This window comes from Nitrospirota bacterium (assembly GCA_004296885.1).
Lineage (GTDB): Bacteria > Nitrospirota > Nitrospiria > Nitrospirales > Nitrospiraceae > SYGV01.
Map to the genome: position 1 here is coordinate 282,617 of SCVN01000016.1, position 14,959 is coordinate 297,575.

At 60.9% G+C, this 14,959-nt stretch carries 10 protein-coding genes and 1 pseudogene; 10 read left to right on the forward strand and 1 reads right to left on the reverse strand.

Annotated elements, in window-relative coordinates; translation table 11 throughout:
* Nucleotides 1-18: 18 nt before the first annotated feature.
* Nucleotides 19-1,497 carry a LysM peptidoglycan-binding domain-containing protein gene (locus EPO61_10430; GenBank protein ID TAJ08500.1) on the reverse strand — a complete coding sequence of 493 codons (1,479 nt, stop codon included), beginning with the start codon at nucleotides 1,495-1,497 and terminating at the stop codon, nucleotides 19-21.
* Nucleotides 1,498-1,817: 320 nt separating this feature from the next.
* Between EPO61_10430 and EPO61_10435 the strand changes: the two genes are divergently transcribed.
* From EPO61_10435 to EPO61_10480, 10 genes and pseudogenes are all read left to right on the forward strand, one after another.
* A complete protein-coding gene (locus EPO61_10435; protein TAJ08501.1) occupies nucleotides 1,818-2,960 on the forward strand; it encodes an alanine--glyoxylate aminotransferase family protein in 1,143 nt (380 codons plus the stop codon).
* A gap of 40 nt (nucleotides 2,961-3,000) precedes the next feature.
* A complete protein-coding gene (locus tag EPO61_10440) occupies nucleotides 3,001-4,593 on the forward strand; it encodes a phosphoglycerate dehydrogenase (protein ID TAJ08591.1) in 1,593 nt (530 codons plus the stop codon).
* A 16-nt stretch (nucleotides 4,594-4,609) separates the two neighbouring features.
* Nucleotides 4,610-5,989: an ATP phosphoribosyltransferase regulatory subunit gene (hisZ, locus tag EPO61_10445; GenBank protein TAJ08502.1), complete on the forward strand. Its 1,380-nt coding sequence runs from the start codon at nucleotides 4,610-4,612 to the stop codon at nucleotides 5,987-5,989.
* A gap of 45 nt (nucleotides 5,990-6,034) precedes the next feature.
* Nucleotides 6,035-7,384 carry a replicative DNA helicase gene (gene dnaB / locus EPO61_10450; GenBank protein ID TAJ08503.1) on the forward strand — a complete coding sequence of 450 codons (1,350 nt, stop codon included), beginning with the start codon at nucleotides 6,035-6,037 and terminating at the stop codon, nucleotides 7,382-7,384.
* A 286-nt stretch (nucleotides 7,385-7,670) separates the two neighbouring features.
* The gene (locus tag EPO61_10455) at nucleotides 7,671-9,350 is read left to right on the forward strand and encodes a tetratricopeptide repeat protein (GenBank protein TAJ08504.1); all 1,680 of its coding nucleotides are present in this window, start codon (nucleotides 7,671-7,673) and stop codon (nucleotides 9,348-9,350) included.
* 44 nt (nucleotides 9,351-9,394) lie between these two features.
* The gene (locus tag EPO61_10460) at nucleotides 9,395-9,985 is read left to right on the forward strand and encodes a prepilin-type N-terminal cleavage/methylation domain-containing protein (protein TAJ08505.1); all 591 of its coding nucleotides are present in this window, start codon (nucleotides 9,395-9,397) and stop codon (nucleotides 9,983-9,985) included.
* Nucleotides 9,986-10,265: 280 nt separating this feature from the next.
* A pseudogene (locus EPO61_10465) lies at nucleotides 10,266-10,400 on the forward strand (prepilin-type N-terminal cleavage/methylation domain-containing protein).
* Between the two features lie 654 nt (nucleotides 10,401-11,054).
* Entirely contained in the window at nucleotides 11,055-13,004 is a 1,950-nt protein-coding gene (locus EPO61_10470) for a hypothetical protein (GenBank protein TAJ08506.1), read from the forward strand.
* A complete protein-coding gene (locus EPO61_10475; protein ID TAJ08507.1) occupies nucleotides 13,001-13,891 on the forward strand; it encodes a hypothetical protein in 891 nt (296 codons plus the stop codon). Before EPO61_10470 ends, EPO61_10475 begins: the two co-directional genes overlap by 4 nt.
* Nucleotides 13,892-14,050: 159 nt before the next feature.
* Nucleotides 14,051-14,959, forward strand: a complete 909-nt coding sequence (locus EPO61_10480) for an ABC transporter ATP-binding protein (protein TAJ08592.1) — start codon at nucleotides 14,051-14,053, stop codon at nucleotides 14,957-14,959.

Here is a 14,959-nt window from a genome sequence, read left to right on the forward strand (position 1 = left end):
GCTTGAGGATGGCTGTTCCTAGCGGCTGACGGCGAGCAGTTCGCCGGGTCTGAGGCGGCGGCTGGCCAGGTTGTTTCTGGCCTTGAGATCCTGCACGGAGAGGTGAAAACGCTTGGCGATCGTCCAGAGACTGTCGCCGACCCGCACGCGGTACCAGCCACGGGACTCGCCGGTCGGCTCGACGTGATGTTTGACGAATTTGGGCAGCCGTACAGGCGGCTTCCACGTCGGAAGCTGATCCAGGGCCTGCTCTACCCGTTCCTTCGTGCCCACCGGAACCTTCAGATGGTAGTGCGTGTCGTCCGGGGGCGTGACGTCCCGGCGCAATTCCGGATTGAGGCGTTGCAGTTCGCTGAAGGGGATGCTCACGGCCTTTTCGAGGTCGCGGAAGTGGACGGCATGCGGGACCACGACTTCCTCGAACGCATGCAACTCCGTTTGCACGGGAGCAAACCCGAACTGGTCCGGGTTTCTCGCGATGATCGTGGCCGCCATGAAACGGGGGACATACTCTTTCGTCTCCCGCCGGATATGCTTGGTTGCGGCAATGTCCCAGAAGGTATCTGCTTGGGCCTTGTGCAAGGCACGCATCACCTTCCCTTCTCCGGCATTGTAGGCGGCCATCGCCAGGGGCCACGTTCCGAAGAGGTCATAGAGGTCGCGCAGATAGCGGGCGGCGGCGACCGTTGATTTGATGGGGTCTCTCCGCTCGTCCACGTATTGGTCCACCCGCAGTCCATAGACCTGGGCCGTCCCCTTCATGAATTGCCAGGGCCCCGTTGCTTTGGCGCGGGAATAGGCGTGGGGATTGAAGCCGCTTTCCACCAGCGAGAGGAACACCAGGTCGCTGGGCAGGTCGAATTCCGAGAAGATCCGTTCGACCAGAGGCCTGTAGTGGCTCAACCTGCTCAACCAATGCTCGAACCGGTCGCGGATCGCCGTGTGGAAGAAGCGCATGTGGCCTTCCACTTTCTCGTTGCGCACGATCGCAATGTTGTCGAGTGATTCTTCGCGAAGCGTCGGAACCGGGCGCGGGGTCTCACTCGTCGCGGTTGCCAGGCCGGATGGGGCCTGGGATGCGGCAGGTTCCGCAACGATCGTGGGGGCCTCTTGAGCTTGGGCGGTCGGCATGGCTGTTTCCTGATTCGGCTGGGGCACCGCCGTTTGGCCTAAGCCAGATGGTGCAAGCAACGGCGGGGATTCCGCAACCGGGCTCGGCAGTGGCGGCTCCGTCGCCGACGGATTTAGAGGGAGGGCTGTCCGGTTGATCGCCGGGGGCAATTCAGATGTGGGCTGTGGCGCCTGGCTCGCCTGGTCCGCAACGGACGAGTCCTGGGTTGCAGTTTCAGTCGATGGGAAAACGGAGCCTTCCAAGGGGGTGCCAATTGAGGTAGCGACACCTGCCCAAACAACATGGGAAGCTGAAACGGACAGGCTACCCAACAGAAGGGTTACGAAAAGGGTTCTGGTCAAGCCCTGTGGATGCAAGCGCACCATCCTAACGATTCCAATGGGTTCCGTTCCTAGCGAGCCGATCACAACCGGTATAGGGTAGCGGTGAATAGGGGACGATGTCAAGGCTGATGCCCATTATGAGACTGGAAGTTCCGTGCTGCTTGTTGGTTGGGTTCTGGTGTGCGATCTGATATTTTCTCATGCGGGCGGCATCGTTGCGGCCGTTTGAACCTTTGATTTCAGGCTGAAAATCGGCTCTCTGACACCGGTTCCTTACCTTGACAGTTTGGGGGTTGGAGTGATAGCGTACCCCCCTTCTTGCCCAAGAAAATGACTCATCGTTTTGTGAGGAGAATGGCACCATGCTGAAACGGTATTTGCTGGCTCCAGGGCCGACGCCGGTTCCGCCCGAGGTCTTGTTGGCCATGGCCAGACCCATGATTCACCACCGTGCCCCGGAGTTCGATCCGATTTTTCAGGAAGTTCGGGAAGGTCTGAAATGGCTGTTCCAGACCAGGAACGACGTGCTGATCCTGGCGTCTTCCGGCACGGGTGGGATGGAAGGGGCCGTGTCCAACTTCCTGTCGCCCGGCGACAAGGCGTTGGTGATCAACGGCGGAAAGTTCGGCGAGCGTTGGGGCAAGCTCTGCAAGACGTTCGGCGCCCAGGTCACGGAAATCAAGGTGGAATGGGGCCATTCCGTGGACCCCAAGCAGGTGGCGGATGCGCTGAAGAAGGATCCGGCGATCAAGGCGGTCTACGTCCAGGCGAGTGAGACTTCCACCGCTGTGACCCATGACGTCAAGGCGCTTGGGCAGATCGTGAAGGGCTGTCCGGAGACCATCCTTGTCGTGGACGCCATCACCGCGCTCGGTGTGTTCGACCTCAAGACCGATGAGTGGGGATTGGACGTTGTGATCACCGGTTCGCAAAAGGCCCTCATGCTGCCGCCGGGGCTGGCTTTTGTGAGCGTCAGCGAGAAAGCCTGGCAGCTTGCAGAGAAGGCCAAAAACACTTCCTTCTATTTCAATTTCAAGCGTGAGAAGGACAATCAGCAAAAGAACCAGACGGCTTTTACTCCGGCGGTCTCCATGATTCTGGGGTTACAGGAAGTGCTGAAGATGTTAAAGGCTGAGGGCCTGGAAAGCGTGTTTGCCCGGCAGTCTCAGATGGCCCATGCGCTGCGCGAGGGCGTCAAGGCCGCGGGGATGGAAATCTTCGCCAAAGGCACGCCCAGTGACGCGGTGACCGCCATCAATGCGCCGGCGGGGGTGGATGGCCAGGCCATCTATAAGAACCTTCGCGTGCAATATGGCATTACCGCTGCGGGAGGACAGGACCACCTCAAAGGCAAGATCTTTCGAATCTCCCACATGGGGTATTTGGATCGGTTCGACGTGATCCTCGCCTTGGCTGCGACGGAGATGGTGCTCAAGGGGCTGGGGCATCCGGTTACGCTCGGCAAGGGTGTGGCAAAGGCGCAGGAATTGTTGATGGCCAAGTAAGGCCGGAGATGAGGGGATAACACGATCCATGGGAGACCCGATCAAGATTCTCGTCAGCGACAGCCTGTCGAAGCACGGCGTGGAGATACTCCAAAAGGCCGGCTTTCAGGTGGACGTCAAGACCAAGCTCTCGAAAGAGGAGCTGCTCAAAGAGATCAAGCAGTATGACGGCCTGATCATCCGATCTGCGACAAAAGTGACCGCCGAAGTGGTCGCGGCGGCCGACCGGCTGAAGGTGGTGGGGCGAGCCGGGTCAGGGCTCGACAACGTGGATCAGGCCGCCGCCACCAAGCGCGGCATCGTCGTGATGAACACGCCCGGCGGGAACACCGTCACGACCGCCGAGCACACCATGTCCATGATCTGTTCCATGTCTCGCCGCATTCCGCAGGCCACCGGGTCCATGAAAGCCGGCAAATGGGAAAAAGAAAAGTTCATGGGCGTGGAGCTGTATGGAAAGACGCTGGGCATCGTGGGTTTCGGCCAGATCGGCGGGTACTTGTCCAAGCTGGCTCAGGGCTTCTCGATGACCGTCATCGCTTACGATCCGTATCTGGCGCCTGAAAAGGCGCAGAAGATGGGGATCGAAGTCGTGGCGCTCACCGACATCTTCCGGCGCGCGGACCTCATCAGCGTGCACACGCCGCTCACGGCCGAGACCAAGTCCCTGATCAACGCCGCCACCATCGCGCAGATGAAACCCGGTGTCATGCTGGTGAATTGCGCCCGCGGCGGGATCATCAACGAACCGGATCTCGTCGAGGCCCTCAAGGCCAAGCGGGTGGCTGCAGCGGCCTTCGATGTGTTCGAAGAGGAACCGGTCAAGCCCGACAATGCCCTGCTGGCGTTGGATAATTTCATCTGCACCCCACACATCGGCGCATCGACGGCTGAGGCCCAGGAAAACGTGGCGATCGGGATCGCCGAGCAGATCGTGGATTACTTCACGAAGGGGGTGGCGCGCGGGGCGGTGAATGTGCCGTCGGTGCCGCCGGAGTTGCTGCCGCAGCTCCAGCCCTACCTCACGCTGGCGGAGAAAATCGGGTCGCTCCAATCGCAGCTCTGCGAGGGCGGCATTGAACGGGTGACCGTGGAGTACAATGGCGAGGTGGCGTCGCTGTTGGTGGCGCCGCTGACGATTGCGGTTTTGAAAGGTCTGTTGACGCCGATTCTGGAAGATGCGGTCAACTATGTGAATGCGCCGGTGATCGCCAAGGATCGGGGCATCGAGGTCAAAGAAGTGAAGGGGGGCGACACGGGCGACTTCGCCAGCATGATCCGGGTCCGCGTGGAGGCGGGGAAAAAGACGCACCGGATGGCGGGGACGCTCTATAGCCGTAAAGATCCGCGCATCGTCGAGATTGACAACTTCCAGGTCGAGGTCGTGCCCGAGGGACACATGCTGTTGCTTCAGAACATTGATCGGCCCGGTGTCATCGGCACGGTTACCTCGACCCTCGGCCAGCACAATGTGAACATCGCCCGTATGCAGTGCTCTCGCGAGGCGCGCGGCGGCAACGCCCTGTTGATCATCGGATTGGACGCGCCGCTGCCGAGCGGTATGTTGCAGACCATCAAGCAAGGTCCGAATATCCTGTCCGTCAAGCTCGTCGACCTTTCAAAGGGGCTCTAGCAGTCCCGGCGCAGGTATGTCCCGCCGTCGACCATCTCCACGCATCCTCGGCCCTGCCCTGGCGCAGGCTGTTGTGCCGAACCGGCACGACCGTTCGTTGATCCCGGTCGGGATGTCCACGATCCTGCCGGAAGCCGTGACGCAGGTGCGCCACCTGGAAGAGGTCCTGCTGACGACTCTCGGCGGGTGGGGATACCAGGAGATCATTCCGCCCACCTTCGAATATCTCGATGTGCTGGCGCCGGGTCTTGAGCCGGAGGTCATCGAAGCCTGCTACAAATTCGCCGATCGGACGACCGGGCGCATTCTGCTGCTGAGGCCGGATGTGACCGCGCAGATCGCCCGCATTGTCGCCATGGGGATGGTGGAAGCGCGGCTGCCGCTCCGGCTGTCGTACCGCACGACGGTGTTCCGGTATGAGCCGGAACATGCGGGGCGCGACCGGGAAATTTTTCAGGTGGGCGCCGAGTTGATCGGGGTCGACGACGTGGCGATGGACGGGGAGATCGTGGCGTTGATGGGGGATTGCCTCGGGAAGCTGGGGCTCTCGGACTTTACCATCTCGCTGGGCCATGTAGGATTTTTCAAGGCGTTGGTCGCCAGAGCCGGGCTGTCCCAGGAAGGCCGGAAACGGGCCGAGCAGGCGGCGGCCAAGAAGGATCTGCCGCGGCTCGAAGAAATCCTCGCCCGCGAACGGATTTCGGCCAAGGCGGCACGAGGTATCCTGGAGGCGCCGCGCCTGTATGGGCGGGAAGAGGTGCTCGATCGGGGTCGCGCATTGGCCGGCCGGGATCCACAATCGCGTGCGGCCCTGGATCGCTTGACGCAGGCCTACCGACTCCTGGCCGATGCCGGCCTCAAGGATCGACTCGTGCTGGATTTGGGAGAGTTCCGGGGGTTTGACTATTATGACGGGGTGGTGTTCGATGTCTTTGCCGAAGGGGTGGGGTGCGAACTGGGGGGCGGGGGGCGTTACAATAATTTGATCGGGCGATTCGGCCGGGATCTCCCTTCCACCGGGTTCGCCTTTGATGTGGATCGCCTCTTTCAGGCGCTGGAGCGGCGGGGCAACGGTTCTCCGCGTACCCGTGGGACGGTGCTGGTGTCGGCGCCGACCAACCAGGCGCGCCGTTTATTCCAGGTCTCCGGCCGGCTGAGAGATGCGGGCCTGATCGTCGTGCAAGGCCCCTTCCGCGCGAGCTCCCAGAACCACCCACGGTCGGTGCTGGCGGAAGGACGCCGACTCGGAGTTGCGGCGGCGGTCCTCATCGGACTGCCTGGCCGGCCGCCGGATGAAGCCCTGGTACTGACTGGCCTCACCGGCGCTCGTGCAGCCCAACGTCGGCGAGTCGCGCTCAAAGAGTTGGCCGGGCTTCTTGCCAAGACTGTTCGCTAGCGGTCCGTCATGAAACATCCCAGCCGTGCCACGAGTTGATCAACCATGACTCCTTCCGATCTCTCTGAGCCCAGGCTCCCCCCGCAGAACCTCGAAGCCGAGCAATGTGTGTTGGGGGCGGTCCTGCTTGAGAAAGCGGCGATGGCAAAGGCCGAGGAGCTGATCGCCGAGGAAGCGTTCTACCGCACGGCCCATCAGAAAATCTATCGCGCGATGTTGGAGCTCTCGGAGCGGGGCGAGGAGATCGACCAGATCACGCTTTCCGAACACCTGAAGACCAAGGGCGAGCTGGAGTCCGTCGGCGGGTCGGCGTACCTGGCCGAGCTGGTCCAGGTGGTTCCCACCGCGGCCAACATCAAATATCATTGCAAGATCGTGCAGGAGAAAGCCCTTGCTAGAGGGCTGATCGGCGCCGCCACCGAAGTCATTGCCCGTGGTTATGACGGGATGACTCCGGTGGACAAGCTGCTGGACTATGCGGAAGAATCCGTCTTCCGCCTGTCGGAAGGGAAGCTGGGCCGGTCCTTCACCGAGATCAAGCATGTCATCAAGGAGAGCCTGGACCTCGTCGAGCAACTCTCCAAGCGCAAGGAAAAAGTCACGGGCGTCCCGACCGGCTTCTATGATCTGGACGATCTGCTGGCCGGACTGCAAGCTTCCGACCTCATCGTGATCGCGGGGCGGCCCAGCATGGGGAAAACCAGCTTGGCGTTGGGGATGGCGCAGCATGCCGCCGTCCACCACGGCAAGGTAGTCGGGGTCTTCAGCCTGGAAATGTCCAAGGCGCAGCTGGTCCTGCGCATGCTGAGTTCCGAGGCCCACGTGGATTCGCATGCGCTGCGGACCGGCCGGTTGCAAAAAGAAGATTGGTGGCGGTTGGCCGAGGCGACGGGCCGGCTCGAGCAGGCGCCGATCTTCATCGATGACACGGGGGCACTGACCGTGCAGCAGATGCGCGGCAAGGCCCGCCGGTTGAAAATGGAGAACAAGAACAAACTGGATTTGCTGATCGTGGACTATCTGCAGCTCATGCAAGGTCGCGACTCCGAATCCCGCCAGCAGGAGATTTCCGACATCTCGCGGTCGCTCAAAGCCTTGGCCAAGGAGTTGAATGTGCCGGTGCTGGCCCTGTCCCAGCTGAGCCGGGCCGTGGAAGCCAGGAAGCCTCCCATCCCGATGCTGGCGGACTTGCGTGAGAGCGGGGCGATTGAGCAGGATGCGGACGTGGTGATCTTCATCTACCGGGAGGATGTCTACGACCAGGCGTCCGAAAAAAAAGGGATTGCGGAAATTCTGGTTCGGAAGCACCGCAATGGACCGATCGGAGACGTGAAACTGTTTTTTCACGACAAATTTGCCAAATTCGAGAGCCTGGAGAGCCGGGAGAGCGTTTGACACCCTCTCGATCGACTCCGTATAATCTGCCGAAGGTGTGTCGGCTTATCCGCTGCCTCGTGTACCGCCCCCATCTCCAAGCGAGGACTCGATCGTGACGCAGTGCATCCACGAGTCGGCCTCCGCGCCTGCGCGACCCGGTTTTGGCCTGTCTGCCCGGACGGCTCTACGCTTGTCTGGATTGCTACTGTTCGTCGCCTCTTGCAGCGCCGTTCCCCAGGGAAGGCCCGGCATCGTTGCCTTGCCGGATAGGTCCCCCGGGCTTCCTTCCACCCCGGCGCATCTTGTGCATGTCACTGACCCGAGGGCCTATTACCATTTCATCCTGGGCTACCAGGCTGAGCTCGAGAAGGATGCGGAGCGGGCTATCCAAGAATATTCGACAGCCTTGCGCGGAGATCCGGGCTCAACCGTGCTCAAAGCGCGGCTGGCCTCCCTCTATTTTTCAATCGGCGAAGTGGTGAAGGCCGTCAGATTTGCCGATCGGGTTGCCGAATCCGAGGTACAGGATGCGGCCACGTTGGTGCAAATGGCCGGGATCTATGCGGGGGCCGGGCAGACCGACAAGGCTCTCTTGTTGTATGACCGGGCCATCGACCAGCAACCGACAGGCACCGACGCTTATTTCTCGAAGGGCTTGCTTCTGGTGAACCTCAAGCGGCTGGACGAAGCGGAAGCGTCGTTCCAGAAGGGCATCGAGCAAGCCAAGGACTCTCCGCTGGGCTACTATTATTTGGGTCGCGTGGCGGTCGAAGCCAAGCATTACGAACAGGCGATCAGCAGCTTCGAGCGGGCCATAGCGATCAGCCAGTCGTTCGAGCCGGCTTACATTGCGTTGGCGGCAGTGTATGAAGTGCAGCAGCAGCACGGCAAGGCCGTTGGGGTCTATCGCAAGTACCTCAGCGTCGTGAGCCCGAACAACCGAGATGTGCGGCAGCATTTGATCCGACTCTATATCACGGACAAGGCCTATGCGGAGGCCCTGGCGGAATTGGATGTCGCGCTCGCCCAAGACCCGGACGACCTGGATGCCCAGTTGCGGGTCGGTTTGATCTATGGGGAACTCAAGGATTATCCCAGGGCGATCGCCCAGCTGAACAAGATTCTGGCGGTGCGTCCAGGCGAACTTCGGGTACGGGACTATCTGGGGTTGATGTACGAAGAGACCAAGGACTACCCGCGGGCCCTTGCGGCCTATGAGCACAACCTGACCTTGCAGCCAGCCTATATCGATGGCCACATGCACATGGGCTTCTTACAGTACCGGCTCAAGCGCTATCCGGAAGCCGTCGCCCATTTCTCGGAAGCCGTGAAGCTCAATCCCCGGCAGCCGGATGTGCACCTCCTTCTGGGGTTGACGTACCTGCAGACCGAGCAATACGTGAAAGCCTCACAGGTCTTCGAGGAAGGTATCCGCTATAACCCTGGCAATCCGGACCTGCACTTTAACCTGGGCACGGCCTACGACAAATTGGATCGCTTCGACGAGGTCGTGAAAGCGATGGAGTCGACGCTGCGTCTCGATCCGCACCATGCCGATGCGCTGAACTATTTGGGGTACAGCTACACGGAGCGCGGCATGAAGATCGAAGAGGCCCTGTCGCTCATCAAGCGGGCGGTGTCGCTGAAGCCCAATAACGGCTACTACGTGGACAGCCTCGGCTGGGCGTTTTTCAAGCTTGGCCAGTTCGACCATGCGTTGGCGGAGATGAAGCGGGCGGTGTCGCTCGTACACGACGATCCGGTCATTTACGAACACCTGGGAGAGATATACCTCAAGCAGAATCTGATCGCGGAGGCCCGCGAGGCCTGGCTGCATTCGCTCGAGTTGGATCCTGCCAATCTTAAGCTGATCGAGCGGTTCCGTGCGCAGGGGATGGGCGATGCCACGACCGAAGAACGCGTTCGGCAGGCTAAGCGGCGCGTGTCGGCGGAACGCATGGAAACGCCCAAGGCGATGCCCTAAAAACCAGGCCCCGAGACGTTCGTAGGTCCCTTCTGTCAAGACTCATGCCTTGTGGCATGAAATCTGCCTGTAAACACGGAAATATATTCGGCAGGGGCAGCCAGCACCGGGCGGTCATCCCATCCTCATCGAAAAGCGGGGTTCTTTTGAAGAACCTAGAAAAGCAGCAGGGATACACCCTCATTGAACTCATGGTCGCAATGGCAATCCTCGGTGTGCTGGCCGGTATTGCCATCCCCACATATATGCGCTACCAGGCCAAAGCGCGACAGGCCGAGGCAGCGACAAACCTTGGGGCCATTTTCGTGACCGAAACGGCCTTCTTCGGAGAGTCCTCCCGCTATAGCAATTTTACCGAAGCAGGTTTCAGTCTCGCGGCTGCAAGCAATCGGTTCACGTATCGCGCCGAACAGACGGACTCGGCTGGTTTGGCCACCGGGACTGTTCAGATGATCAGCGCCGCCATCGGTCCCGTAACGCCTGAAAATACGATCGTTCCGGCCCGTTCCAACCTGCTCGAGTTTTCCGCCACCGCCACTGCCAATCTCGACGAGGACACCACGATCGACCAGTGGCATGTTGACGATCTGAAGCGGGGGCTGACCACGCCGGACAAAAACGACGTCACCTCTTAGCCCTCTAGCGCGGCCGCCCTCGGGAACAATTTTTTGCGCCCAGAGCCGAAAAACGGACAATTTTTAGGCGACCACCCAATATATTGCATGTGATTGGTATGCAACGCATTGGAAGCATTAGAGTTAAGGGTGGTCTTGTAGAGGGAATGTGTCGGCATGGAAGGTGCATATTTGCATCAAGCACTCGGAATCTTTTGGTGATTAGGATCGAATTATCGAGGATTTAAGTCGGCTGCCAAACACACAATTCGGTAACCGTGGACAACAAGGAGGGTTTCGCATGCTAAAGACAATCCGAGATCAAAAGGGTTTCACGCTCATCGAGTTGATGATCGTGGTGGCTATCATCGGCATCCTGGCCGCCATCGCGATCCCCAACTTCCTGCAGTACCAAGCCAAGGCCCGTCAGTCCGAGGCCAAAACAAATTTGGGCGGTGTGTTCGTCTCGGAGACTTCGTACCTCGGCGAAAACTCCAAGTACGGCACCTTCGCCGAAGTTGGATTCCAGTTGGCCGGTATGACCAACCGGTACACGTACCGAAGCCCATTGACGGCGAGTGCGACTGCGGGTACGGCGGTGGGAGAAGGTACGACGGCGGGGACGGATATGTATTGCACCGGCTCGGGGAGCACCACCGGTAACACCAATTGCTTGGCACCAACTGGAACGTATACCGCAGCGGCAGGCACCACGCCGGGCTCTGGCGTAGCGGCCATGTTTACGGCCAGTGCGGTGGGGAATATCGACGGGGATGCTCAGACCGACAATTGGCACGTGAACGATATCAAGCAGAATCTGCAAGTTCCGGACGCGAACGATGTCTAACGTTTAGCGGACGTTGCTTTGGGGCGGAGGGGATGCATGTCCTCTCCGCCCCAAAGCGTTTGCTGTGCTGCCTGACCTTGCTCCTTCTTACCGAATGGCCCATTGACGGATGTGAGCATCAGAAATCTTTTTTCTTGTGCATGGACCCATCAGGCAATAGCTCCTTTTAGGACCTCTGATCCTCCACTCGCTCGTCTCTCCTTTTCGTCGATAACCGGAATAGTCACGCTCATCGGGTTGCTCGTGTTCTCGCCACTCCTTGATGGCGGCACGACCCACCTGGCGACGATGATCATCCGGCTCATGTTGCTTCTTTTGTTGGGTGTCTATGCGGCACGAGGGATATGGACCGGAGGCCTGGCCTGCCCGACGTTCCGCATCGGTCCGATTGTGCTGGCATACCTGGGACTGGCCGCCGTCTCGACGGCGGCCTCGTCCTATGCCAACCAGAGCCTGCAGTGGCTGTCGGTATTGGCCGGCTACGCGGGGCTGCTCTATTTGCTCCTGTGTTTTATCACGGCTTGGTCCCATGTTGCGATGTTGCTGGTGGTGCTCTCCGGCATGGGACTGCTCGAAGCCGGGGGGGGGCTGATTCAGGCCTGGTGGTTCGGTGCACCAAGGCCGAGCGGAACCTTTTTTAATCCGAATTTCTTGGCCGGTTATTTGGCGGCAATCTGGACCATTGCGCTGGGCTGTCTTTGTTATGGTCGGTATAGATCCGGAGGGCGTCGAGAAGGGAATGGGCAACATCCAATCGTTCCTGGTGCCATGGCGGCAGGCCTGGCCTTCTTATTGCTTGCTATTATCTGGACCGGGTCACGAGGTGGGATGTTGGCCCTGGTGGCTGGAGCGGCGGTAGTGACTGGCTTGCGGTTTGGTCGAAAGGGTATCGCGATGCTGTTGGCGGGGGCGGTGCTTTGCTTGGTCACGCCGAACCCTCTGCGTGAGCGTCTCCAGGCGCAGCATGCGGAGGACTCTTCCATCAGCTATGCCCGCTGGCAGATGTGGCAAAGCGCGGGGCGCGAGATGATCGAGCATCCATTCGGGATCGGGCTGGGGCTGTACCAGTACCTCTATCCGCGGTACGCCTTTCCGCTGGAAGGACAGATTGCTCGGTATGGCAAGGTCGCCCAGACGCCGCACAGCGAATATCTGCAAATGGGGGTTGAACTGGGAGGGGCCGGGCTCTTCGTTTTTCTCTGTGGCGTGGCGGTCGTGGCGAGGGAAGCCGGGGGCGTGTTGAAGCAACGGCTCAAACGGTGGCAGCGCGGGGCGCTTGTGGGGGTGATGGGGGCGATCGCGGGGATGCTTGTCCATGCCGGAGTGGATTCCAATCTGCACGAACCGGCTATCGCGATTCTCTTGACGCTCTGCGTGGGAATAGTCCTGGCCGCGCGGCTGCTCGCCATGCGTCGGTCGGGGCCGATGCGCGTGCTCCCCGTCGCGCCTCGGTGGCTCTGGAGCGGCATCGCCATCCTGCTGGTGGGAGGCCTGACGGTCCATGTGGTCCGGCTCGGAGCGGCCTGGACATTCTACGAATCCGGTTCGCAAGCACTGGCGCAACGGAAACTTGCCCAGGCGATGGCCGATTTCCGGACCGCGACGAGCTTGGATGCGGGAAAGACTCTGTACCATAGTTCGAAGGCTGCCGTGCACTTTCAAGCGTTCGAGCGGACCGGCGATGCCATGGCGGCGCAGGCCGCCGTAAACGAGCTGCAAGTCGCCATTGCCCTGAATCCGTTGGACGGCCGGCTGCAAGGGCTGCTTGGCCATGTCTATGCCTCGTTGGCCAGGTCTCCGGCCACGCTGCAGGCATCCCCGGCACAGCGGATCGCCTGGATGCGCGCGGCTGTGGCAGCCTATGAGCATGCGGCAGAATTGGAACCGTTCGTGCCTTTCCATAACTTGGAGCTCGGGCAGCTGTATCTGGCGCTGGGCGAACGCGAACGAGCCGAGGTTTGGGTCCGCAAGGCCGTGGAGCTGGAGCCGAATTTTCTTCCCGGACGCGAGTGGCTGGCGCGGCGTGCGATGGAATCGGAGCGTCGGGACGAGGCAGAGCGTGAATATCGGGAGATCGTCGATCGGCGAGAGCGGTATGCCGGAGTTCCCAAGGACGAACTCGAACAGCGGTATCTCACGGCCGATGTCCAAGGGTTGACGGTCGCACTCGATCGTCTCAGGTCGCGGGAATGACCATATCTGCTGGTACAGGGCTATTGAGAGAGCGCCTGCGCGTCGGCGGCCTGATGGTGCTTCTGGGCGTCGCGGCCGTCGGCGCGCTGATTGCGCTGGAGCGGCAACGTCCTCCGGAAGTCAGGGCGGCGGAGCTGTCGTATTTGCCGAAGGGCGAGTACATCAGAGTCGCGGCGCTGGGCTATCACCAGATAGCCGCGGACCTGATCTGGCTCAAGGCCGTGCAGCACCTCGGCGAGTTGCAGCAGACCGGACCCGGCTATCGCTGGGCCTACCATGCGGTGGATGTGGTGACCGACGTGGACCCGGCCTTCGTCTTCGCGTACCAGGCCGCCGGGACGATTCTGGGGGTGTGGGCCGGGTTGCCGCACGAGAGCATCGCGATCTTGACCAAGGGGATGCGCGTTCACCCGGATATCTGGCAGCTGCCGCTGGTGGTCGGCTACGACTATTTTTACGAACTCCATGATGTCCGCGCCGCGGCCCGCTATTTTCGCATGGCGGCGGTGTTGCCCGGTGCGCCCGAGTATCTGGGGAAGCTGGCCGCCAGGATGACCGTCGAAGCGGGCGATCCGGAGGCGGCGCTGGAGTTTCTGCAACGGCTGTCCATGCAGACGCAGGACGAGCGCATTCGGGCGGGCTTGCTGAAGCGCATGAAGGAGGTCGTGGTCGAGCGGGACCTTCGGTTTTTGGAGGAGGGGGTGCGCCGCTACCGGGCGCGTTACGGCGCATCGCCGAGGGCTCTCGAGGACTTGGCGGCTGGCGGGATCGTCAATCATATCCCCCCGGAGCCGTTCGGCGGTTCGTATCGGCTGAACCAAGCTGACGGCACCGTCAGCAGCACCAGCCTGTCCGAGCGGTTGCTGGTGCATCGGCCCTCCCGTTGATGAACGGTTCGTTCTCAGGAGGAGCTTGCATTCTCGCTGGTTCCGCTTCATCATTCGGGAATTGCCGCAAGGCTTCAGGAGGGGCCGCGCCGGGTGAACGCCATCGTCATTGACCGTCTGACGAAAGTGTACCGATCCACCTGGTTCGGTCGGGCTCCGATGCCGGCCTTGGACGGCCTGTCGCTTTCCGTCCAACAGGGTGAAATCTATGGCTTTCTTGGCCCAAATGGCTCCGGAAAAACCACGACGCTGAAAATTCTGATGGGGCTGATGCAGGCCACGAGCGGGGGGGCCGAGATCCTGGGTAAACCGCTCGGTGATGTGCAGGTCCGACACCGGATCGGGTTTCTCCCGGAATCCCCGTATTTTTATGAATATTTGACCGCGGAAGAGTTTTTGGCTTTCTACGGCCACTTGGCCGGGCTCGACCGGTCTGTACTTGGCCGGAAGATTGCCCAGTTGCTGGATTTGGTGGGGTTGGCGGAAGCGAGGACCCGGCAGCTCCGGAAATTTTCCAAAGGCATGCTGCAGCGTATCGGCCTGGCCCAGGCGTTGATCCACGATCCGGAGTTGATCGTCTTGGATGAGCCGATGTCCGGGTTGGACCCGGTCGGGCGCAAACAGGTGCGCGACCTGATCTTGAGCCTGAGGGACCAGGGCAAGACGGTCTTCTTCAGCACGCATATCATTCCCGATGTGGAGATGATCTGCGATCGGGTCGCGATCGTGGTCAAAGGGAAATTGCTGGCGGAAGGCCGTGTGGACGAGTTGGTCAATCCCGGCCATGCGCAATCCGTTGAAGTCGTCTGTGAGGGCATCAAGGCCGGTGAGGTGGCGGCCATCGCGGCGGCCGCCACCCGTGTCCTGCAACGGGGGGATCATTCGCTGGTGGTTTTGCCCGGTCCGGAGCAAGTGGAGCCGGTGCTCTCGGCGATCAGGACCCAGGGTGGAAAACTGGTCTCGGTCACGCCGCAGAAGGGGTCACTGGAGGAACTGTTCATGAAGCAAACGGGCGCGACGCCCACCGGCGCGGCACGACCGGCGGCCGTCGGCGGGTCGTCGGAGTAA

Coding starts and splice junctions, on each gene's coding strand:
- EPO61_10430 (TAJ08500.1), bottom strand. CDS start 1,497: ATGGTGCGCTTGCATCCACAGGGCTTGACCAGAACCCTTTTCGTAACC.
- EPO61_10435 (TAJ08501.1), top strand. CDS start 1,818: ATGCTGAAACGGTATTTGCTGGCTCCAGGGCCGACGCCGGTTCCGCCC.
- hisZ (TAJ08502.1), top strand. CDS start 4,610: ATGTCCCGCCGTCGACCATCTCCACGCATCCTCGGCCCTGCCCTGGCG.
- dnaB (TAJ08503.1), top strand. CDS start 6,035: ATGACTCCTTCCGATCTCTCTGAGCCCAGGCTCCCCCCGCAGAACCTC.
- EPO61_10460 (TAJ08505.1), top strand. CDS start 9,395: ATGCCTTGTGGCATGAAATCTGCCTGTAAACACGGAAATATATTCGGC.
- EPO61_10475 (TAJ08507.1), top strand. CDS start 13,001: ATGACCATATCTGCTGGTACAGGGCTATTGAGAGAGCGCCTGCGCGTC.
- EPO61_10480 (TAJ08592.1), top strand. CDS start 14,051: ATGCCGGCCTTGGACGGCCTGTCGCTTTCCGTCCAACAGGGTGAAATC.